We start from the raw sequence: 19,908 nt of genomic DNA, 5'->3' as shown, positions 1-19,908 counted from the left end.
TAGCGGCGCAGGCTAGCGCAGCGCAAGTTGCCGCAGCGTATCGCTTTGTCACCGATCCGTCACCGCCAGCTCACGGTGTTGTCATGCAACGGCAGCACTATCGTGCGCATCTGCCCTGCGGAGATGCACCATGAGCCACTGTTACCGCACCATCTGGCTGTCCGATGTCCACCTGGGCACCAGCGGCTGCCAGGCCGCCTTCCTGCTGGATTTTCTCAAGCACCACGAGTCGGACACCCTGTACCTGGTGGGCGACATCATCGACGGCTGGCAGCTGAAGAAATCCTGGTACTGGAAGCAGGCGCACAACGACGTGGTGCAGAAGGTGCTGCGCAAGGCGCGCAAGGGCACCCGGGTGGTGTACGTGCCAGGCAACCACGATGAGGCGGCGCGGCAGTACGCCGGGCTGGACTTCGGCGGCATCGCCATCCGCGCCGAGGCCGAGCACCGCACCGCCGACGGCAAGCGGCTGCTGATCATCCACGGCGACGAGTTCGACGGCGTGATCCAGCACGTGAAGTGGCTGGCCTATGTCGGCGACAGCCTGTACACGCTGATACTCGGCCTCAACCGCCACTACAACTGGTTACGCCACAAGCTGGGGCGGCCGTACTGGTCGCTGTCGCAATACCTGAAGCACAAGGTGAAAAACGCGGTGAACTTCATCAGCGACTTCGAGCACATCCTGGCCGCCGAGGCACGCCGCCGCGGCTTCGACGGCGTGATCTGCGGCCACATCCACAAGCCGGAAGTGAAGGACATCGACGGCATCGTGTACGGCAACTGCGGCGACTGGGTGGAAAGCCTGTCGGCGCTGGTGGAGCACCACGACGGCCGGCTGGAGGTGGTGTACTGGACGCAGCTGGCGGCGCAAGGCGCCGACAGCGCGCCGCTGCCGGCCGCCTTTCCCGCCGCGCCGGAAGCGCTGGCGCCGCAGGCAGCCCAGCAGGAGACCGCCACATGCGCATCATGATCGTGACTGACGCCTGGCTGCCGCAGGTCAACGGCGTGGTGCGCAGCCTGCTGGAAACCGTGCGCGAGCTGCGTGCGCTGGGGCACGAGGTGGCGCTGCTCACTCCGCTGGGCGGCGAGCACGACGCCGGCGACGGCTTTCGCACCCTGCCCTTGCCCAGCTACCCGGACATCCGCATCGCGCTGTTCCCCTACCGCCAGGCGGCGGCAAGGTTGGCCGCCTTCGCGCCGCACGCGGTGCACATCGCCACCGAAGGCCCGCTGGGCTGGGCGGCGCGGCGCTGGTGCCTGCGCCGCGGCCAGCCGTTCAGCACCGCCTACCACACCCGCTTCCCGGAATACGTCGCCGCGCGCATCCGCCTGCCGCTGGCCATCAGCTACGCCTTCATGCGCCGCTTCCACGCCCCGGCCGCCGCGGTGATGGCACCCACCCCCAGCATCGTGCGCGCGCTGCGCCAGCGTGGTTTCAACAATGTGGTGCTGTGGGGGCGCGGCGTGGACACCGCGCTGTTCAGCCCCGGCGAGCGCGAACGGCTGGAGACCGCACCGCCGCGCTTCGTCTACATCGGCCGCGTGGCGGTGGAAAAGAATATCGAAGCCTTCCTGCAGCTGGACTTGCCCGGCAGCAAGTGGGTGGTGGGCGAAGGCCCGCAGCTGGAAGAGCTGCGCCAGCGCTACCCGGCGGTGCACTTCGCCGGCGTGTTCCCGCAGCACGAGCTGGCGCGCTTCTACCGCGCCGCCGACGTGTTCGTGTTCCCCAGCCGCACCGACACCTTCGGCCTGGTGCTGCTGGAGGCGATGGCCTGCGGCACGCCGGTGGCCGCCTACCCGGTGGCCGGCCCGCTGGACGTGGTGGGCGACAGCGGCGGCGGCGTGCTGCACGACGACTTGCGCAGCGCCTGCCTGCAGGCGCTGGCGCTGGACCGCGCCCAGGTGCGCCAGGTGGCGGAGCGCTTCTCCTGGGCGGCGGCGACGCGGCAGTTCGAGGCCCATCTGCACCCACGCCCGCTGGGCGAACAGGAAGGCATGGCCTTCACCGCCGGCGGCGGGCGCTGAGCGCGACGCAAATAACGATGCGGCCAACCTTGTCTGCCAAGGTTGGCCGCATCGTTTTGCCGCGTAAGCATGTGTCCACGCTCGCGCGCGCCCAGGCGAAAGCGGCCGGGCAAGCGGCGTTTATCCAGCGGTAAACCTGCCGGCGGCAGCCGTTTTCAACGCCATCTCGCCGCATTGCAACAAGTCGCAACCGATGGCGAACAGGCGCAAAGGATCAGGCCGGCGCATGCGTCGCCTTGCGTGCGCCCAGCTGGCTCAGCAGCACGCTGGCGACGATCAGCGCGGCGCCGCCGACCTTGCCGGCCGTCATCGCCTCGCCGGCCAGCCAGCCGATCAGCCCGCCCCACACCGGCTCCATCGCGTAGATGATGGTGGCGCGGGTGGCCGGCACCGTCTGCTGCGCCCAGTTCATCACGATCTGGATCAGCGCAGTGGCGGCGCCCAGCACCAGCACGCAGGCCAGCAGCAGCGGCTGCCACTGCGGCAGCGCCTCGCCCGCCAGCGGCGCGCTGGCCAGCGACAGCAGCGCCACCGTGCTCAGCTGCACCAGCGCCATGCGCCGCGCGTTGCAGCCGACGGCAAAGCGGCTGATCAGGCAGATTTCCAGCGCGATGGTGGCGGTGGCGGCGATGGTCAGCCACTCGCCCAAGCCCAGCTGAATACTCAGGCCATCCACCCCGGCCAACAGCAGCAGGCCGGCAAACGCCAGCGCCACGCCGCCCCAGGCCGCCAGGCCCGGGCGCTGGCGGAACAGCGCCCATTGCAGCAGCGGCACCAGCGGCACGTACAGGCCGGTGAGAAACGCCGAGGTGCTGCTGGCGATGTGGTCCAGCCCCAGCGTCTGCAGGTTGTAACTGAAGTACAGCACCGCGCCGATGCTGACGCCGCCCAGCACTTCGGCGCGGTTGAGGCCGGCCAGCTGGCGGCGGCACAGCAGCAGCGCCAGTGCGGCGGCCACGGCGAAGCGCATGCCGACGAAGGCGAAGGCGCCGCTCCATTGCAGTGCGGTCTGCACCGCGAGGAAGGTGCCGCCCCAGATCAGGGTAATGCCGACCAGCGACAGGTCTGGCAGCCAGGAACGGTGCGGGGCGGGGGCGGTAACGCTGAGAGTGGACATGGCAGTGGCTCGGGTGTAGGGTGATGGCTCGATTTGTGCACTATATTGCACAACCCGCCAACTGAGCAATATATTGCACCGAATGAGCGCACACCCTCCCCTGCAAGTCTTCAGCCACGTCGCCCACAACCTGCGCGCCGCGCGCCAGCGCAGCGGCCTGAGCCAGGAAAAACTGGCCGCCAGCGCCGAGGTCAGCCGCCGCATGCTGGTGAGCATCGAAGCCGGCGCCAGCAATGTCAGCATCGCCACCCTGGACCGGCTGGCCAGCGCGCTGGGGCTGACCTTTTCCGAGCTGGTGCGCGCCCCCGGCAGCGAGGCGCCGGTGCGGGTGTGGCAGGGCGACAGCAGCGACAGCCACGCCACCTTGCTGCACAGCGTGGCGCTGGCCGGCGCCACGCTGGAGCTGTGGCAATGGCAGCTGGCACCCGGCGACAGCTACCAGGCGACGCCGGACCCGCTGGGCTGCGGCGAGATCGTCGAGGTGCACAGCGGCACGCTGCAGCTGAGCCACGCCGCGCAGCAGCACACGCTGCAGGCCGGCGACACCGCCGGCTACGGCACCGAGCACGGCTACCGCTACCACAATCCGGGCGACAGCCTGCTGCGCTTCCAGCGCAGCATCGTGATGCCGGCGCCCGCCAGCCGCTAGCACACCTCAGCAGCGCTGCCGATCTGGGCGCCGCCCCGGCCCCCGCAACGCCACCCCGGCGCGCGCTCAACCTTGCCACGCCAGCGCCGGCACACCCCCTGGCGCATGGCCCCGGCCAGCGCCGTGCTGGCCGCCGATACGGCACCAGCGCCAGCCGCCCGCCGCTGCCAACCCCACTCGCCACACGGCCCAAGCACGCTATCCAGCGCACCGCCCGCATCATGCCAGCAGTATTTTCAGAGCCTTGATGCACATCAATCACTACCACATGCTGCGTCCATACAATGCTTCAAACACAAGATATTGGAGCAAACATGGACGCACGCCCCAGCCGCCAGGTTGACGCCGTCAGCAGCATCAACGAGTACCTGTCCCGTGCCGACTGGCGGGTGCAGGCCAATGCCAACCAGGGCTACAGCCTGGGCGGCATGATCCTCAACATCGCCGGCAAGCTCACCGCCGAGTACTGGCTGGGCGAGGTGTTCCCGGTCGCAGCCGCCACGGCGCACCGCCACGGCGACCTGCACATCCACGACCTGGACATGCTGTCCGGCTACTGCGCCGGCTGGTCGCTGCGCACCCTGCTGCAGCTGGGTTTTGCCGGCGTCGGCGGCAAGGTGGAATCGGCGCCGCCGCGCCACCTGTCCAGCGCCTGCGGCCAGATCGTCAACTTCCTCGGCACGCTGCAGAACGAATGGGCCGGCGCGCAGGCGTTCAGCTCCTTCGACACCTACCTGGCGCCGTTCGTGAAAAAGGACGCACTGAGCTACGCGCAGGTGAAGCAGGCGATCCAGGAGCTGATCTACAACCTGAACGTGCCCAGCCGCTGGGGCACGCAGACGCCGTTCACCAACCTCACCTTCGACTGGGTGTGCCCGGAAGACCTGCGCGAGCAGATTCCGGTGCTGGGTGGCGAGGAGATGCCGTTCCGCTACGGCGACTGCGCCCCCGAGATGGCGCTGATCAACCGCGCCTACATCGAGGTGATGCTGGCCGGCGACGCCTGCGGCCGCGCCTTCACCTTCCCGATTCCCACCTACAACATCACCAAGGATTTCGACTGGTACGGCGACAACACCGAGCTGCTGTTCGCGATGACCGCCAAGTACGGCCTGCCCTACTTCCAGAACTTCGTGAACTCCGAGCTGGAGCCGCACATGGTGCGCAGCATGTGCTGCCGCCTGCAGCTGGACCTGCGCGAGCTGATGAAGCGCGGCAACGGCCTGTTCGGCAGCGCCGAGCAGACCGGCTCGGTGGGGGTGGTCACCGTCAACTGCGCGCGCCTGGGCTATCGCTTTGCCGGCGACGAAGCCGCGCTGCTGGCCGAAACCGACCGCCTGCTCGACCTGGGCCGCGAGGTGCTGGAAGCGCGCCGCAGCAAAGTGCAGCAGCACATCGACGGCGGGCTGTACCCGTACACCCGCCACTTCCTCGGTAGCCTGCGCAACCACTTCTCCACCCTGGGGGTGAACGGCATCAACGAGATGATCCGCAACTTCAGCGCGGACGAGCACGACATCACCAGCGACTGGGGCCACGCCTTTGCCTGCCGCTACCTGGACCACATCCGCGCGCGCATGGTGGAGTTCCAGCAGGCCACCGGCCACCTGTACAACCTGGAGGCCACCCCGGCGGAAGGCACCACCTACCGCTTTGCGCGCGAGGACAACAAGCGCTACCCCGGCATCCTGCAGGCCGGCACGCCGCAGCAGCCGTACTACACCAACTCCAGTCAGCTGCCGGTGGGCTTTACCGACGACCCGTTCGAGGCGCTGCTGCGCCAGGACGAGCTGCAGCGCAAATACACCGGCGGCACCGTGCTGCACCTGTATATGAGCGAGGCGGTGAGCAGCGCCGACGCCTGCCGCCAGCTGGTGCGCCGCGCGCTGGAAAACTTCCGCCTGCCCTACATCACCATCACCCCCACGTTCTCGATCTGCCCGAGCCACGGCTACCTGTCCGGCCGCCACGACTTCTGCCCGAAGTGCGATGCCGAGCTGATCGCGAAAAAACGCCGCGCCGCCTGCTGCGACTGATCCCGCAGGGGGAATCACAAGGCGGGCGCAGCGCAGCGCGCCCACCAGCAACCCCATCGCAACCAGACAGAACCAACCCGCCGCCATGCGGCCAACCTTGAAAGGAAACCCCATGCAACAGCAGCCAGCCATCGAACTGAAAGACGAAGAACGCACCCGTTGCGAAGTATGGACGCGAGTAATGGGCTACCACCGCCCGGTAGCCTCGTTCAACACCGGCAAGCAGGGTGAATTCCATGAACGCCGCCACTTCGACCAACAGCGCGCCGGCTGAGCGCGCCCGCATCGGCGGCTGGCAGCCGTTCTCCGCCTGCGACTGGCCGGGGCGGCTGGCTGCAGTGGTATTCCTCGCCGGCTGCCCGTGGCGCTGCGGCTACTGCCATAACCCCGGCCTGCTGGCGCGCCAGCACGGCAAGCCACGTTGGCCGCAACTGCGCGAACTGCTGCTGCGCCGCCGCGGCCTGCTGGATGGCGTGGTGTTCTCCGGCGGCGAGCCGCTCACCGACCCGGCGCTGCCGGCGCTGCTGGCCGAAGTGCGCGCCATGGGCTTCGCCACCGGCCTGCACAGCGCTGGCTGCCACCCGGAGCGGCTGCGCCGCGTGCTGCCGCTGCTGGACTGGGTGGGGCTGGACATCAAGACCCTGCCCGGCCGCTACGCCGCGCTCACCGGCAGCGGCGGCAGCGGCGCCCGCGCCTTCGCCTGTCTGGATCTGCTGCTGGCGCACGGCAGCGCCTTCGAATGCCGCAGCACCATCCACCCGGCGCTGCACGACGACGCCACCCTGCTGCAGCTGGCCGGCCAACTGGCGCAACAGGGCGTGCGCCACTACGCCTGGCAGCTGCTGCGCCCCGGCCCGCAGCTGCCGCAGCCGTTCGCACCCATCGCAGAAGGTTGGCCGCAGGCCGACGTGCAACAGCAGGTGGCGGCGCTGTTCGAGCAGTTCGAGGTGCGATCGGGATGAGTTGAAGGTGCAGGCACAGGACGTAGCCCACATCAAGGGCTGGCAGCGATGGCAACAAATGCCCCAGTTAAAAAGCGCCAAATTCAGAGCTGAATTTGGAGCTTTTTCTTGTAGAATGCAGTTCATCACCCAAGCTCAGGACTCGCCATGGAAACCGTATTGACCAAGCTGGCAGTGAGCATGTCGGAGTTCAAAAAGAATCCATCGAAGGTTGTGCGCGAAGCCGGCAACACGCCGGTGGCCGTGCTGAACCACAACAAACCCGCGTTCTACATGATCGACCCGGAAACCTTCGAGGCGATGATGGAAAAGCTGGCCGACATCGATTTGCTGCCCGTGCTGCAGGAACGCTTGTCCCGCAAGGGAGAAGCCATCGAAGTGAAGCTGGATGAACTCTGAGCCACAGCCGTACACCTCAAGTTCATGCCCGAGGCGCTGGCCGAATGGCAGGCGCTGGATGGCTCCGTCAAGCAGGAGTTCAAGCGCCTGCTGAAAAAGCGGCTGGAAAACCCGCATGTGCAGGGTTCGGAACTCATGGCCGAACTGCGCGGCTGCTACAAGATCAAGCTGCGCAAGCAGGGCTACCGGCTGATATACAGCGTCGAAGACGGCGAGCTGGTGGTACTGGTGCTGGCCATAGACAAACGTGAACACTCCACGGCCTACAAGCGTGCCGTGCAACGGCTGTTGCAACGCTAGCTACCCAGATATCTCCAACAACAAGGCCGCCCGTGGGCGGCCTTGCGCATTGCAACGTGGCACCTGGCGCTACTCGCCGCGCAGCGCCTGCAAATACTTGTACACCGTCGCCCGCCCCAGCCCCAGCACGCTGCCGATGTAGTGGGTGGCGCTCTTGCCGTTGAATGCCCCCTCGGCGTACAGCGCCGCCACCAGCTCGCGCTTGTGCTGCCGCGTCAGGGTGTTCAGCGCCAGCTGGCGCTCATGCAGCCAGGCGTGCATGAAGGTGTTGATGCGCTCCTGCCAGTCGTCGCGGAACAGCTCGGCCGGCTGCTCCACCAGCCCGGCGCCCTTGAGCAGCATGTCCAGCATGCCGTGCATGTGCTCGAACACCGCGATGTTGAAGTTGATGCACATCACCCCCTGCGCGGCGCCGGCGTCGTCGAACAGTACCGAGCTGGTGCAGCGCATCTTGCGGCCGTCCCAGTTCAGCTTTTCGTACGGGCCGACGGTGCGCTCGTCTATGGTGCGCTCGATCTCCTCCAGCGCCGCGTCGTCGCCCACCTCGCGCCGCGACAGGTTGTTGGCCAGGTACAGCACGCGCTGGGTGGCCAGGTCGTGAATCACCACCTCGGCATAGGGAAAGAACAGCCGGGCGATGCCGTCGGCCAGGTGCTGGTAACGCGCCAGCAGCGGGTGCTGGCGGGTGGCGGAGTGTGCGCTCATGGTAGCGGGGGGCGGAAAGGACTGGCGGATAGTGACCGATGTGCTCAGGCCGGACAAGTGGCGGCGTGGCGCTGCCAGATGGCGTGGGCGATGGCCACGTCCTGCAGCCCCATGCCGATGGAGCGGAAGAACACGTGGCGGCGGTAGTCCGGGCGCGGCGCGCGGCCGGACACCAGCGCCGCCAGGTCGCCACACAGCGCTACCGGGTGCCAGCAGCCGCGCTCGGCGGCCAGCACCATTTCGCCGGCGCGGCTGGGGGTGCTGGCGGCGTGGTCGCAGTACACGTCCATGCCGGCCAGGCTTTCCGGCGGCACTTCGTGCGCGTTGACGGCATTGGTGCTGATGGAGGTGATCAGCGCCGGCTTGGCCAGCGTGGCCGGGTCCAGCACCGCGCCGGCGGACGAGGTGCACAGCATGATCACGTCGGCGCCGTCGGTGGCGGCGGCCAGGCTGTCGCAGCAGCGCACGCGCGCATCCACTGCGGCCAACGTCTGCTGCAGCGCGGGGTTGGCCGCCAGATCCGGCGCGTACAGCCGCACCTCGCGCCAGGCGCGCAGCGGCAGTGCCTGGCGCAGGTGCGCCTGGCCCAGTGCGCCGCAGCCGATCACCGTCAATACTTGACTATCCTGCGGCGCCAGCTCGTCCACCGCCAGCGCGGTGGTGCCGGCGGTGCGCGCCACGGTGAGTTCGCCCGAGTCGCAGAACAGCAGCGGCTGGCCGGTCTGCATCGACAGCAGCGCGGTCCAGGCGGTGATTACCGGCCGGCCGGGGGTGACGATGTACGGCGACAGCTTGGCGCCGAACACCTGCTCGCTGGCCAGCACGCCCTGGTAGGTGATGAAGTCGCCGGCGCCGTGCGGGAACAGCGTCAGCGTCTGTGCCGGCTGCACCGCCTGCTCGTCGGCCAGCGCCGCGAACAGGCCACGCAGGGTGGCCGCCAGCGGCAGCCCGGCCAGCAGCGGGCGGATCTGTTCGGCGTTCAGGGTCAGCGGCGGGCGTTGGTGCGAGATAGTCATCTTGGTCTCCTGCGACGAGGTTGCTGTCTTTTGTGGATATTTTGTCTACACAGACTAGCAGTGTGCCGGCAAAAATGGAAATAATTTGTCCACAGTGGATTTTTTGTCTACATTAGCAAGCGGCAAACACAGACGCGGCCACCGCGCAGCGCCACAACGGGAAGCCCGACCGATCACCCAGGAGAAACTTCATGAAGCGCAGCACCTTCCGTACCCTCGCCCTGCCCCTCATCGCCCTGCTGGCCGCACCGGCCATGGCGCAAAGCACCATCCGCATGGGGCTGGAGCCGTTCTACCCGCCGTTCGAGAGCAAGCAGGCCGACGGCCAGCTGGTCGGCTTCGACATCGATGTCGGCAAGGCCATCTGCGAACGCATGGCCGCCAAGTGCAGCTGGGTGGAGACCTCGTTCGAGGGCCTGATCCCGGGCCTGAAGGCGAAGAAATTCGACGTGATCAACTCGTCGATGAACATCACTGCCAAGCGCCGCGAATCCATCGACTTCACCACCCCGATCTACATCGTGCCGATCCAGATGGTGGCCAAGCGCAGCAGCGGCCTGCAACCGACAGTGGCCAGCCTGAAAGGCAAGACCGTGGGCGTGCTGCAGGGCGCCACCCAGGAAGACTTCGTGCGCAAGCACTGGGAGAAGAACGGCGTGAAGGTGGTGGCCTACCGCGACCAGGCGCAGATCTACCTTGACCTGGCCTCCGGCCGGCTGGATGCCGGCGTGCAGGAAGCGCAGAACGCGATGGAAGGCTTCCTCAGCAAGCCCAACGGCAAGGACTTCGACTTTGCCGGCGGCGTGCTCAGCGACTTCGCCACCCTGGGCGAAGGCACCGGCTTCGGCGTGCGCAAGGGCGACAAGGCCACCATGGCGGCGCTGGAGAAAGCCATCGCCGGCCTGAAGCAGGACGGCACCCTCAGCCGCCTGTCGCAGAAATACTTCAAGCGCGACATCATCGCCAAGTAAGCGACCGGCAAGGTTGGCCGCGGCCTGCGGCCAACCTTGCAGATTCCGTTGCCATGGCCGCTGCCCGCAGCGCCCATGGCAACTGCATCTGAGAGAAGCAAGACATGGATTTCGACATCATCGTCCTCGGCGCCGGCATGATCGGCGTCTCCACCGCCATCGCGCTGCAGCAGCGCGGCCAACGCGTGGCGCTGCTGGACCGCCGCGCCCCCGGCGAGGAAACCAGCCACGGCAACGCCGGGCTGCTGGAACGCGCCGCGGTGGTGCCGTACGGCTTTCCGCGCAACCTGGCCAGCGTGCTGCGCATCGGCCGCAACCGCAGCGCCGACGTGCGCTACCAGCCGTCCAGCCTGCTGCAGAGCACGCCGTGGCTGTGGCGCTACTTCCGCGCCTCCGCCCCGCACCGGCTGGCCGCCGCCGCGCACGACATGCTGCCCTTGATCAGCCGCAGCCTGGACGAACACGCCACGCTGATCGCCGCGGCCAACATGCAGGACTTGTGCAGCGACGACGGCCTGTACGAGGCCTACCGCACCGAGGCCGGCTTTGCCGCCGAGGCCGCCAACGCCCGCCGCGTCGCCGCCGAACACGGCCTGCAGCTGCAGCTGCTGGACGCGGCGCAGCTACGCGCCGCCGAACCGGGGCTGGGCGAGGGCTTCGCCGGCGCGGTGCACTGGCGCGACCCGCAGCGGGTCAGCGATCCGGGCGCGCTCACCCGCGGTTACGCCGCCTATTTCCAGGCCCTGGGCGGCGTGCTGCTGCAACAGGAAGCCACGGCGCTGACGCCGGACGGCAGCGGCTGGCAGCTGCACACGGCCGCCGGCACGCTGCGCGCCGCGCAGGTGGTGGTGGCGCTGGGGCCGTGGTCGGACGATATCTTCCGCCCGCTGGGCTACCGCATCCCGCTGCAGAGCAAGCGCGGCTACCACATGCACTACCAGCCGCTGGGGCCGGGGCTGCAGTACACCGTGGCCGACGTGGAAGGCGGCTTCGTGGTGTCGCCGATGCAGCGCGGGCTGCGCATCGCCACCGGCGTGGAGCTGGCGCGCCGCGACGCCGCCCCCAACTACGCGCAGCTGCAGCAGGCGGAAGCACTGGCGCGCGGGCTGTTCCCGCTGGGCGAGCGGCTGGACGCCACGCCGTGGATGGGCAGCCGCCCCTGCCTGCCGGACATGCGCCCGGCGCTGGGCGCCGCGCCGCGCCACCGCGGGCTGTGGTTCAACTTCGGCCACGCCCACCACGGCCTGACGCTGGGGCCGGTATGCGGCCAACTGCTGGCGCAGCTGATCTGCGGCGAGACGCCATTCACCGACCCGGCGCCGTACGCGCCGGCGCGCTTCCTGTAGCGCGACGCTTGCCTGTTAAGCGGCCCACGGGCCGTTTTTTTTTGTCCGCGGCGCTGGAAACAGCGCCGCGCGGCCACGCCGCAAACGCCGCCGCGAGCGGGCTCGTGCCATGCGATTTGCCGCCGCGGCGCGGATGCTGCCGTTGATACCGCTGCCGGCCGACCGGCGCGCGGTGCCTGCCAAGCTGCCGCCATGAAAAAAGGCGATCCGCGGATCGCCTTTTCCTGATACCAGATCGTGCCGGCTGCGCTCCATGCGCTCAGCGCACGCTGCGCACCAGCAGGTCCGGCTGGCGGCAGCTGCGCGCCTCGGCGCGCTGCATCTGCTCGCTACAGGCAACCGCGGCGCTGCCCTGCTTGTTGATGCACAACCGCACCTCCTGCAGGAAGCGCCCGGCCCCGCTGCAGGCCACGCTGATGGCGCTGGCCGGCAGCCACGGGTTGGCCGCAGACAAATCGGCCTTCAGCTGCGGCAGACTGCGGCGCAGCGGCTGCGCCGGCGCCTGGTAGGCGGCCGGGATGCGTACCCTGGCCTTGAGGCTGGCGGCCAGCTGGTGGAACTGCGGCTGGCTCAGGCCGCTGCAGCTGCCGTGCTTGTCCCACTCGTGGCGGTACAGCTTGCGGCTGGGATACAGGCCGGCGAACTGCTGTGCAATCTGCGGCTGCAGCGGTTCGGCGCCACAGTCTGCCGGGTAGCCCTGCTGGTACTGCGGCCACAGCCCGTGCAGCACGAAGCCGTACGGCCGGCCGCATTGCTCGGCATCCTGCGGCCGCGCCGCGCAGTAGTCCGGCGACCACGACAGCGCCAGCACGTAGAAATCGAAACGCCCCGGTACATCGGCCGCGGCGGCCGGTGCGGCCAACGTTGCGCCGGCCAGCAGCGCCGGCAACAGCCATGCGCGCCGCATCACAGCGTGGCCTTGCTGTAGCTGCCGCGGTCGATGTCCAGCAGCTCCACGCACAGCTGCACCGCCAGGCCGGCCGGCCAGTCGCAGGCGCTCTGCAGCGCCGCCAGCAACTGCTGCGACAGCATTTTTTTCACCTCCGGCTGGCGTCCGGCCAGCAGCGACAGCTTCACATGCACGAAGGCATGGCCGTCCGGCTCGTCGCCAACCAGGAACACCGGCAGCGGCAGCGCGCGGCTCTTGATGTCCGGGCCGTCGAACTGGCCGCTGTGCAGCAGCACGTCGTTGAGCGTGCGCAGCAGCGCGGCGGCCGGCAGCGCGGTGAGGTTGGCGGAGTATTCAACGGTGAGATGCGGCATGGCGGAATCCTCGTGTCAGCCCAGGGTGAGCACTACCGGGGTGTGGTCGGACGGGCGTTCCCACTTGCGCGGCACCTTGTCGATCACGCAGCCGCTGGCGCGCGCCTTCAGGCTGTCGCTGATCAGGATATGGTCGATGCGCACGCCCATATTGCGGCGGAACATCATGGCGCGGTAATCCCACCAGCTGTACATCTTCGGCTCCTGGTTGAAGTGGCGGAAGCTGTCGGTGAGACCCATGCCGATCAGGCGGCGGAAGGCGTCGCGCTCCGGCGTGGTGCACAGCACCTGCTCGTGCCAGCCCTCCGGGTCGTACACGTCGATGTCTTCCGGTGCGATGTTGTAGTCGCCCAGCAGCGCAAAATCCGTGTGGGCGGCCAACTCGCTGGCCACGTAGCGCTCCATATTGGCCAGCCACTGCAGCTTGTACTGGTACTTGGGTGAATCCACCGCCTCGCCGTTGACGAAGTAGGCGCAGATCACCCGCACACCGTCCACGGTGGCGGCGATCACCCGCCGCTGCTCGTCGTCGTAGCCGGGGATGCCGGTCACCACATCGGCCATGCTGCGGCCGTTCTTCACCAGGATGGCGACGCCGTTATAGGTCTTCTGCCCCAGCCACGCCGCCTGGTAGCCGGCGGCCTCGATCTCGGCCAGCGGGAACGCCGGCTGGTCCAGCTTCAGCTCCTGCAGGCACAGTACGTCGACGGGGTTTTCCGCCAGCCACTGCAGCACCTGCGGCAGGCGCACTTTCAGCGAGTTGACGTTCCAGGTGGCAAGTTGCATGGCGGGCTCCGGTGTGATTGCAGGGCGTCACCTTAGCGCGGCTGGCGCAGGCTGACAACGCGGCTAAAATCGCAAACACCTGCCGCGCTGCAGCTGCCAAAAATCAGCCAGTTAGCCGCACATGCCGTCTAACAAAATAAACAGCAAGCTTGCCAAGCCCCCCGCCGGCCACCTAGAATGGCCACATCGTCGTAACCGGAAGTTCCAATTGTTCTCTCGTAACTCGCGCCACCCGGCCAACCAGGTACTCAACGAGTGCCCCACCAAAAACCCCAATCGTCGCCGCCTGGCGCCCTTGGCCCTCGATTTCAATATGCGTTCCGCCGCCAAGCCGCAAGCCCACCGCCTGCACCCGGCCGCCCAGCCCGACAGCCAGTCCAAACCGCCGCGTTAGCGTCGTTTCCTGCCCGTTTCCCCTATTGCATAAAGCCTGAGCCCGCTACCCGCGCGCCCGGCGCCTCCGTCTGCCTGTGCCCGCCGCCCAGCCGCTGCCGCACGCAGGCGCAATCATGCCCTCCGCCATGTTGGCCGCACACCGCGCCACTGCTGCGGGCGGGCAGGAAACCGCGTTCACGGCCCCGCGCCGTGGCGCCAAGGACTTGTCATGTCGTTCAGTAACTGGATTCTCTATCTTGGCACCATCGTATTGCTGATGGCGGCGCCCGGCCCCGGCCCGCTGCTCACCCTGTCGCACGGCGCGCAGCACGGCGCTCGCGGCGGCATTCCCAATGCGCTGGGCTTTTCCGCCGGCGCGCTGCTGCTGATGGCGCTGTCGGCGCTGGGCATCAGCGCGCTGCTGTTCGCCTCGCCGACGGCATTCAATATCGTGAAGCTGCTGGGCGCCGGCTACCTGGTGTGGCTGGGCATCACCCTGTGGCGCAAGCCGTTTGCGCTGGGCGGCGAGCAGGCCGGCGCGGCCAGCAGGCTGTGGAGCGGCTTCCGCCCCGCCTTCCTGCTGGCGGTGAGCAACCCGGAAGACACAGTGTTCTTCTCCGCGCTGCTGCCACGCTTCCTGGAGCCGGAACGCGCACTGTGGCCGCAGTACCTGACCATGGCCGCCACCTGGGTAGTGGCCGACCTGGTGATCGCCGTGCTGCTGGCCGCCGCCGGCGGCCGCCTCGGCACCTGGCTGGCGCACGGCCAGCGGTTGAAGCGTTTCTCGCGCACCAGCGGCGGGCTGTTCGTCATCGCCGGGCTGATGCTGGCCGCGGTGCAGCGCTGATCACGTGAGCCGCCTGCCCGCCAGGCGCTTGCTCTCCCTTGCCGCGGCCCAGGTCGCGGCTTTTTTCATGCCGGCGCCGGCGGGCAGGCAAAAAAAGACCCCCGCGGTTGGCGGGGGTAACAGTCAAGTTCGCTTGCTGCCTTGAAGCATTGCGACATGCAACAACGGTGTGAACACCCCTGCCGGCATTGGTTCCACGCCGCGGCAAAAAAACCGCGGCCGCCCCGCCTCAGCCCGCGCCCCGCGCCAGCTCCGCCGCCAGCCGGTCCAGATTCTGCTCGTTGGCCGGCTCCACGATATGGCGCACCGCCTCGGCCACCGCGTCGTCGTCGAAGTTCTGCGCCCACAACAGCAGCGTGCCGCCCGCCAGCGGCTGCAGCTCGATGCTGAGCTGGAAATGCGGCTGGCAGACATGGCGCAGCAGCAGCTGGCGCGCCGGCTCGATGCTGACGAACACCGATTCATTGGCATACACCGTGCCGTCCGGCCCGATCATGTCGAACAGCCAGCGCCCGCCGGGGCGGAAATCGAACTCGGCAATGCGGTTGCTGAACCCCGCCGGCCCCCACCAGCGCGCGATGCGCGTCGCGTCGGCGATGGCGGCAAACACCGCCACCGGCGTGGCAGCGAACTGGCGGCTGGTGCGAAAGGTGGTAGTCATGCGGCGGCCTCGCTGCGGTAGCCGGCGTGGCCGGCGGGGTGGGTTGCGGAGCTACCGTTATAGCAGCGTGGGGAAGGCTGGGGCGCTTGCGCCTCAACGTTGGCCGCACGGTGGTGGCGTCAACTTGATGCGGCCAACCTCTGGGCTACTTTCGCGATGCCAGCTAGAAGGCTTTGTATCCGCTGCGCGGATGCCGTTTGAAGTCGCCGGTTCCGCCCGGCGCACGGGCCAGGGGGCGTACCGCCGCCCCCTCGCGACCCCGCTCGCCCCAGAGGTCCGCGAAACCCCGGCCAAAACGGCATTCGCCAGGCGCCGGCAATTCGCCGTTTGCTAACGGCAAACGGCTCAGCTGCCGCCTTAAAACCTGGCGAACCCCGTTTTGACCGGCGCGGCCCAATGGGGCACTGGGCGCCACACAACGTTGGCCGCATGCTTTCGAGTGTGTGATGCGGCCAACCTTGTCAGGAAAATCATCGACTGCACTGCAGACACTACACCCACAAAAAACTTTGGCCGCAAACCAGCACGGTTTACGGCCAAATTTAATCTGGAACACTAAGTTCAGGACTTTGCTGCACTCACCCCAGCCACTCAGCCAGAGCATCATCACTAGCAAAACCCAACACCGTCAGCTTTGCAGTGCTTACGCCAAATGCGAGGGAAAAGACATGCTGGCCAGGCGAGTACAGCAGCCAGTTTTCGCCATATTGTGCAATTGCGTAGAGTGGCGTCTGATTCAGTTGTTGCTGTATCCCGTAGTGAAACATTTCGCCCTGAATCGTAACTTCCCGAGGGTCAATGACGCAGGCAAGAAGCTGCTGCGACTTTTCGGCAAGATATGCCGTTCGATCGCACCCCGGCGCACACCAGGTGGCAGAGCCACGGCTGAATGAAGTATTCAACACGATAAATGCTTGATCCTTGTTCATCTGTCCTCGCTGGAGCACTCATCACAGCAGCTTGCACCGGGCCAACGCCATCCTCGCCCCACCACCACAGCATCATATTCCTACGACATGGTAACAGAGCCAACTCATCACAAGCCTGCCATTGTTCACATCTTGTTGCGGCCAACCTTTTCATTATGCGGTAACCACTAGGCTCAACCGCAATCTACGGGCGGCAGCCGATTCAGCAAGTTGTAGAGCCGCACCGACGCGCCCCTTCCCGTTGGCGCGAGCCGGGCAAAACGGTGCGCCCCAGGTCTTAAGCCGCCGCATGTCTGAGCCGCGCGACGCTAGCGCGCGGCGAGTTCGGCGGCGCCTGGGGCGTGCCGTTTGGCACGGGGTTTCGAGCAGCCTTCGGGAGAGCCGGGGATTGGAAAGGGGGCGGCGGCCGCCCCCTTCCTCGTCCGCCGGGCGAAACCGGCGACTTCAAACATCCTCCGCGCAGCGGAGGCCAAGCCCCATAACAGCGTTGGCCGCATAACCGTAACGGCTTGCGGCCAACCTTCTGGAAAAAAAGTACGGTGAAAATTGGACGTTAACTAGTTCCGCCATACCATGAGGCTTACAATTAAAAGTCAAAAATCTAGACTTAATCCGTCCAAGTCCATCCCATTAACCATACTCAGAAAAACATCTAGTGAATCTTGTGCAAATATCTGTTTCTCGTTATAAGGCACTACTAACAAGTACGCCCTTAACATTGCCATGACTCGACTTTTGTATGCACCAAAGAATTTTTCTTCAACTTTAACCTCGGAAGGAAAGCCTGCTGGACCAGCGTAAAGCAGTTTATTTCTAAAATTTGCAAGATCAACCAAATGATCCTTCATTTTAGAATGTCCCTTTTTTTCCAGGTGCGTATAAATTTGCTGTCGATAAGAAAATTTCTTCCCCTCTGCTATCAGCTGAACATTGAGTGGAGGATCACTGAAAAAAGTAACAATTTTATTATCAGTAGGCACCTCAAAACTCAATTTCAGTTTTTTCCCATCACCCTCTTCAAAAACACTCAAATCCACAACTATTCCGCTATCTACCAAATCCTTACCAACAAAATCACCTAGAACCGAAAAAAGCACGATCACTGCAGATTTATGTTTGTGATCTCTAGGTTTCAAACCTGCTGCATTATCATAGTCTTTCTCTTTCAGGCAGTGCATCAACCCCGCTGCAGCCTCTTCTTCCGCCGTTATACAACGAAAACAAGCCATGACACTATCAACTTCAAAGAGCTTCTCAGCTCTTTCCAAATGATTTAAAGCAGAACGAAAGCAATGCCTTGAATGCCTATTTGGTAATGCATTGAGCATCTCAATACAGTGGCTGTCGAAGCTAGAGAATTCCATTCTGCCCCCCATCATTAATAAAAAGCGGCCAACCTCGGCCGCCCTACCCCGCTAACCGCCGCTCAAGAAGCCGCCGGCTCGCTCATACCGCTGTGACGCAGCAGCGCGTCGATCTGCGGGTCGCGGCCGCGGAAGGCGCGGAAGGATTCCAGCGCCGGGCGGCTGCCGCCCACTGCCAGGATTTCGTCCCAGAACTGGCGGCCCACCACCGGGTTGGCGCCGCCGGCCTCCTCGAACGCCGCGTAGGCGTCGGCAGACAGCACCTCCGCCCACTTGTAGCTGTAGTAGCCGGCCGCGTAGCCGCCGCCGAAGATGTGGCTGAAGCTGTTGGGGAAGCGGTTGTAGGCCGGCGGGCGGTTCACCGCCACCTCGTCGCGTACCTGCTCCAGCAGCGCCAGCCAATCGATGCTGCCAGGGTCGGCAGCGGTGTAGAGCAGCATGTCGAACAGCGAGAACTCCAGCTGGCGCACCATCTGCATGCCGGACTGGAAGTTCTTGGCGGCGATCATCTTGTCGTAGAGATCGCGCGGCAGCGGCTGGCCGCTGTCGGCGTGGGCGGTCATGCCCTGCAGCACGTCCCACTCCCAGCAGAAGTTCTCCATGAACTGGCTGGGCAGCTCCACCGCGTCCCATTCCACGCCGCTGATGCCGGCCACGCCCAGTTCGTCCACGCGGGTGAGCAGGTGGTGCAGCCCGTGGCCGCATTCGTGGAACAGGGTGATGACTTCATCGTGGGTGAAGTAGGCCGGCTTGTCGCCCACCGGGCGGCTGAAGTTGCATACCAGGTAGGCCACCGGGGTCTGCACCCGGCCGTCTTTCACGCGGCGGCCGCGCACGTCGTCCATCCAGGCGCCGGGGCGTTTGCCGTCGCGGGCGTACAGGTCGAGGTAGAAGCCGCCCAGCAGCGCATCGCCCTGGAAGATTTCGTAGTAGCGCACGTCCGGGTGCCAGGCAGCCACGCTGCGTGCAGCAAAGCGCACGCCGTACAGCTTGCCCACCACGCCGAACAGGCCGGCCAGCACCTTGGGCTCGGGGAAGTACTGCTTCACTTCATGCTCGGAGAAGGCGTAGCGCGCCACGCGCAGCTTTTCGGCGGCGTAGCTGATGTCCCAGGCCTGCAGCTCGGCGAGATTCAGTTCGTCGCGGGCAAAGGCTTCCAGCTCGGCGCGATCCTGCAGCGCGTAGGGTTTGGCGCGCTGCGCCAGGTCGCGCAGGAAGTCGGTAACCTGCTGCGGGCTTTGCGCCATCTTGGTGTACAGCGACAGCTCGGCGTAGTTGGCAAAGCCCAGCAGCTGCGCTTCTTCTGCGGCCAACTGCAGCTTCTCGCGGATCAGCGGGCCGTTGTCCTGTTCGGCGGGGCCGAATTCGGAGGCGCGCTTGGCATTGGCTTCGTACAGTTTTTCGCGCAGTGCGCGGTTGTCGGCGTACTGCAGTACCGGGAACAGCAGCGGAAACTGCAGGCCCAGCTTGTATTTGCCCGGCTGGCCATCGGCCTCGGCCAGCGCCGCGTACATGGCCAGGCTGTCTTCCGGAATGCCGGCCAGCTCGGTCACGTCGTCGATGTACAGCGCGAAGCTGTCGGTGGCGTCCATCACGTGCTGCGAGAACTGGTTGGACAGCTCGGCCAGGCGGCTGGACAGTTCGGCAAAGCGCGCCTTCTGCGCATCCGGCAGCTCGGCGCCGGACAGGCGGAAGTCGCGCAGGTCGTTGTCGATCACCTTCTGGCGCGCGGCGCTGGCGCCGGCAAACGCCGGGTTGGCCGCCACCGCCTTGAAGCGGGCGAACAGCTCCAGGTTCTGCCCCAGCTCGGTGAAGAAGGCGGAGATGCGCGGGATCTCGGCGTTGTAGGCTTCGCGCAGGCCGTCGGTATTGCCCATCACGCCGTTGAGGTGGCCGACCACGCCCCAGGCGCGCGCCAGGCGTTCGGTGGCGTCGGACAGCGGCTCGGAGACCTCTTCCCAGCTGTCGCCGCCCTGTGCAATCACGGCGGCGATGGCGGCGCGCGCCTCGGCCAGCAGTACGTCCAGCGCCGGGGTGATGTGTTCCGGCTTGATGGCGTCGAAACGGGGCAGGTCGGAGAAGTCGAGCAACGGGTTGGTCTGGCTCATGGCGGTATCCTGTGGCAGCCGCGTGGTACGCGGACGATGTGGCAAG

22 protein-coding genes are annotated in these 19,908 nt (G+C 66.4%); 12 read left to right on the top strand and 10 right to left on the bottom strand.

Translation table 11 applies throughout. The features are described 5' to 3' along the window. The first annotated feature begins 130 nt into the window (after positions 1-130). Positions 131-973, top strand: a complete 843-nt coding sequence (locus tag ACFOLG_RS06225) for a UDP-2,3-diacylglucosamine diphosphatase (protein ID WP_386089674.1) — start codon at positions 131-133, stop codon at positions 971-973. Then, positions 961-2,028 (top strand): glycosyltransferase family 4 protein, encoded by a 1,068-nt coding sequence (locus tag ACFOLG_RS06220; RefSeq protein ID WP_386089671.1) that lies wholly within the window; start codon positions 961-963, stop codon positions 2,026-2,028. The genes ACFOLG_RS06225 and ACFOLG_RS06220 overlap by 13 nt, the downstream gene beginning before the upstream one ends. Positions 2,029-2,242: 214 nt before the next feature. On the opposite strand, the gene ACFOLG_RS06215 is transcribed toward ACFOLG_RS06220, so the two are convergent. Beyond that, complete coding sequence (locus ACFOLG_RS06215; protein WP_386089668.1) at positions 2,243-3,145, bottom strand: DMT family transporter; 903 nt, start codon at positions 3,143-3,145, stop codon at positions 2,243-2,245. 82 nt (positions 3,146-3,227) lie between these two features. Here ACFOLG_RS06215 and ACFOLG_RS06210 point away from each other — a divergent pair, with 82 nt between their 5' ends. From ACFOLG_RS06210 to ACFOLG_RS06185, 6 genes are all read left to right on the top strand, one after another. Beyond that, positions 3,228-3,794, top strand: a complete 567-nt coding sequence (locus ACFOLG_RS06210) for a helix-turn-helix domain-containing protein (RefSeq protein WP_386089666.1) — start codon at positions 3,228-3,230, stop codon at positions 3,792-3,794. 314 nt (positions 3,795-4,108) lie between these two features. Further along, positions 4,109-5,830, top strand: coding sequence for a ribonucleoside triphosphate reductase (locus tag ACFOLG_RS06205; RefSeq protein WP_386089664.1), 1,722 nt, complete (start codon positions 4,109-4,111; stop codon positions 5,828-5,830). A 112-nt stretch (positions 5,831-5,942) separates the two neighbouring features. Beyond that, positions 5,943-6,104, top strand: a complete 162-nt coding sequence (gene nrdD, locus ACFOLG_RS06200; RefSeq protein ID WP_386089662.1) for an anaerobic ribonucleoside-triphosphate reductase — start codon at positions 5,943-5,945, stop codon at positions 6,102-6,104. After that, positions 6,067-6,792: an anaerobic ribonucleoside-triphosphate reductase activating protein gene (locus ACFOLG_RS06195; protein ID WP_386089660.1), complete on the top strand. Its 726-nt coding sequence runs from the start codon at positions 6,067-6,069 to the stop codon at positions 6,790-6,792. The genes nrdD and ACFOLG_RS06195 overlap by 38 nt, the downstream gene beginning before the upstream one ends. 147 nt (positions 6,793-6,939) lie before the next feature. After that, positions 6,940-7,191 (top strand): type II toxin-antitoxin system Phd/YefM family antitoxin, encoded by a 252-nt coding sequence (locus ACFOLG_RS06190; protein ID WP_386089658.1) that lies wholly within the window; start codon positions 6,940-6,942, stop codon positions 7,189-7,191. Between the two features lie 24 nt (positions 7,192-7,215). Beyond that, positions 7,216-7,491 carry a type II toxin-antitoxin system RelE family toxin gene (locus ACFOLG_RS06185; RefSeq protein ID WP_386089656.1) on the top strand — a complete coding sequence of 92 codons (276 nt, stop codon included), beginning with the start codon at positions 7,216-7,218 and terminating at the stop codon, positions 7,489-7,491. 69 nt (positions 7,492-7,560) lie between these two features. Here the strand turns inward: ACFOLG_RS06185 and ACFOLG_RS06180 are convergent, their stop codons facing one another. Then, complete coding sequence (locus ACFOLG_RS06180) at positions 7,561-8,196, bottom strand: helix-turn-helix transcriptional regulator (RefSeq protein WP_386089654.1); 636 nt, start codon at positions 8,194-8,196, stop codon at positions 7,561-7,563. A gap of 44 nt (positions 8,197-8,240) precedes the next feature. Further along, entirely contained in the window at positions 8,241-9,212 is a 972-nt protein-coding gene (locus tag ACFOLG_RS06175) for an ornithine cyclodeaminase family protein (protein ID WP_386089652.1), read from the bottom strand. 191 nt (positions 9,213-9,403) lie between these two features. Between ACFOLG_RS06175 and ACFOLG_RS06170 the strand changes: the two genes are divergently transcribed. Together ACFOLG_RS06170 and ACFOLG_RS06165 are read left to right on the top strand one after the other, a co-directional pair. After that, a complete protein-coding gene (locus ACFOLG_RS06170) occupies positions 9,404-10,183 on the top strand; it encodes an ABC transporter substrate-binding protein (RefSeq protein WP_386089651.1) in 780 nt (259 codons plus the stop codon). 104 nt (positions 10,184-10,287) lie between these two features. After that, positions 10,288-11,529 carry an NAD(P)/FAD-dependent oxidoreductase gene (locus ACFOLG_RS06165; protein ID WP_386089648.1) on the top strand — a complete coding sequence of 414 codons (1,242 nt, stop codon included), beginning with the start codon at positions 10,288-10,290 and terminating at the stop codon, positions 11,527-11,529. A gap of 259 nt (positions 11,530-11,788) precedes the next feature. Here the strand turns inward: ACFOLG_RS06165 and ACFOLG_RS06160 are convergent, their stop codons facing one another. From ACFOLG_RS06160 to xth, 3 genes are read right to left on the bottom strand one after another with little or no spacing between them, the layout of a single operon-like run. Then, positions 11,789-12,436: a ribonuclease T2 family protein gene (locus ACFOLG_RS06160; RefSeq protein WP_386089646.1), complete on the bottom strand. Its 648-nt coding sequence runs from the start codon at positions 12,434-12,436 to the stop codon at positions 11,789-11,791. Next, positions 12,436-12,792, bottom strand: coding sequence for a 5-carboxymethyl-2-hydroxymuconate Delta-isomerase (locus ACFOLG_RS06155; protein WP_386089644.1), 357 nt, complete (start codon positions 12,790-12,792; stop codon positions 12,436-12,438). The genes ACFOLG_RS06160 and ACFOLG_RS06155 overlap by 1 nt, the downstream gene beginning before the upstream one ends. Before the next feature lie 15 nt (positions 12,793-12,807). Next, positions 12,808-13,578 carry an exodeoxyribonuclease III gene (gene xth / locus ACFOLG_RS06150; RefSeq protein ID WP_386089643.1) on the bottom strand — a complete coding sequence of 257 codons (771 nt, stop codon included), beginning with the start codon at positions 13,576-13,578 and terminating at the stop codon, positions 12,808-12,810. Positions 13,579-13,786: 208 nt separating this feature from the next. Between xth and ACFOLG_RS06145 the strand changes: the two genes are divergently transcribed. Together ACFOLG_RS06145 and ACFOLG_RS06140 are read left to right on the top strand one after the other, a co-directional pair. Further along, positions 13,787-13,972: a hypothetical protein gene (locus ACFOLG_RS06145; RefSeq protein WP_386089640.1), complete on the top strand. Its 186-nt coding sequence runs from the start codon at positions 13,787-13,789 to the stop codon at positions 13,970-13,972. A 210-nt stretch (positions 13,973-14,182) separates the two neighbouring features. Continuing rightward, positions 14,183-14,800, top strand: a complete 618-nt coding sequence (locus ACFOLG_RS06140) for a LysE family translocator (protein ID WP_386089637.1) — start codon at positions 14,183-14,185, stop codon at positions 14,798-14,800. A gap of 229 nt (positions 14,801-15,029) precedes the next feature. On the opposite strand, the gene ACFOLG_RS06135 is transcribed toward ACFOLG_RS06140, so the two are convergent. The 4 genes from ACFOLG_RS06135 to ACFOLG_RS06120 form a co-directional block, all read right to left on the bottom strand. Beyond that, entirely contained in the window at positions 15,030-15,461 is a 432-nt protein-coding gene (locus tag ACFOLG_RS06135) for an SRPBCC domain-containing protein (protein ID WP_386089635.1), read from the bottom strand. A gap of 578 nt (positions 15,462-16,039) precedes the next feature. After that, the gene (locus ACFOLG_RS06130) at positions 16,040-16,390 is read right to left on the bottom strand and encodes a hypothetical protein (RefSeq protein ID WP_386089633.1); all 351 of its coding nucleotides are present in this window, start codon (positions 16,388-16,390) and stop codon (positions 16,040-16,042) included. A gap of 593 nt (positions 16,391-16,983) precedes the next feature. Next, positions 16,984-17,754, bottom strand: coding sequence for a hypothetical protein (locus ACFOLG_RS06125; protein ID WP_386089630.1), 771 nt, complete (start codon positions 17,752-17,754; stop codon positions 16,984-16,986). Between the two features lie 62 nt (positions 17,755-17,816). Then, positions 17,817-19,862, bottom strand: a complete 2,046-nt coding sequence (locus tag ACFOLG_RS06120; RefSeq protein ID WP_386089627.1) for a M3 family metallopeptidase — start codon at positions 19,860-19,862, stop codon at positions 17,817-17,819. Positions 19,863-19,908: the final 46 nt, after the last annotated feature.

Origin of the sequence: Vogesella facilis (assembly GCF_042648525.1) — a bacterium.
GTDB classification, from domain to species: domain Bacteria; phylum Pseudomonadota; class Gammaproteobacteria; order Burkholderiales; family Chromobacteriaceae; genus Vogesella; species Vogesella facilis.
This window is presented reverse-complemented; position numbering and strand designations above follow the sequence as displayed.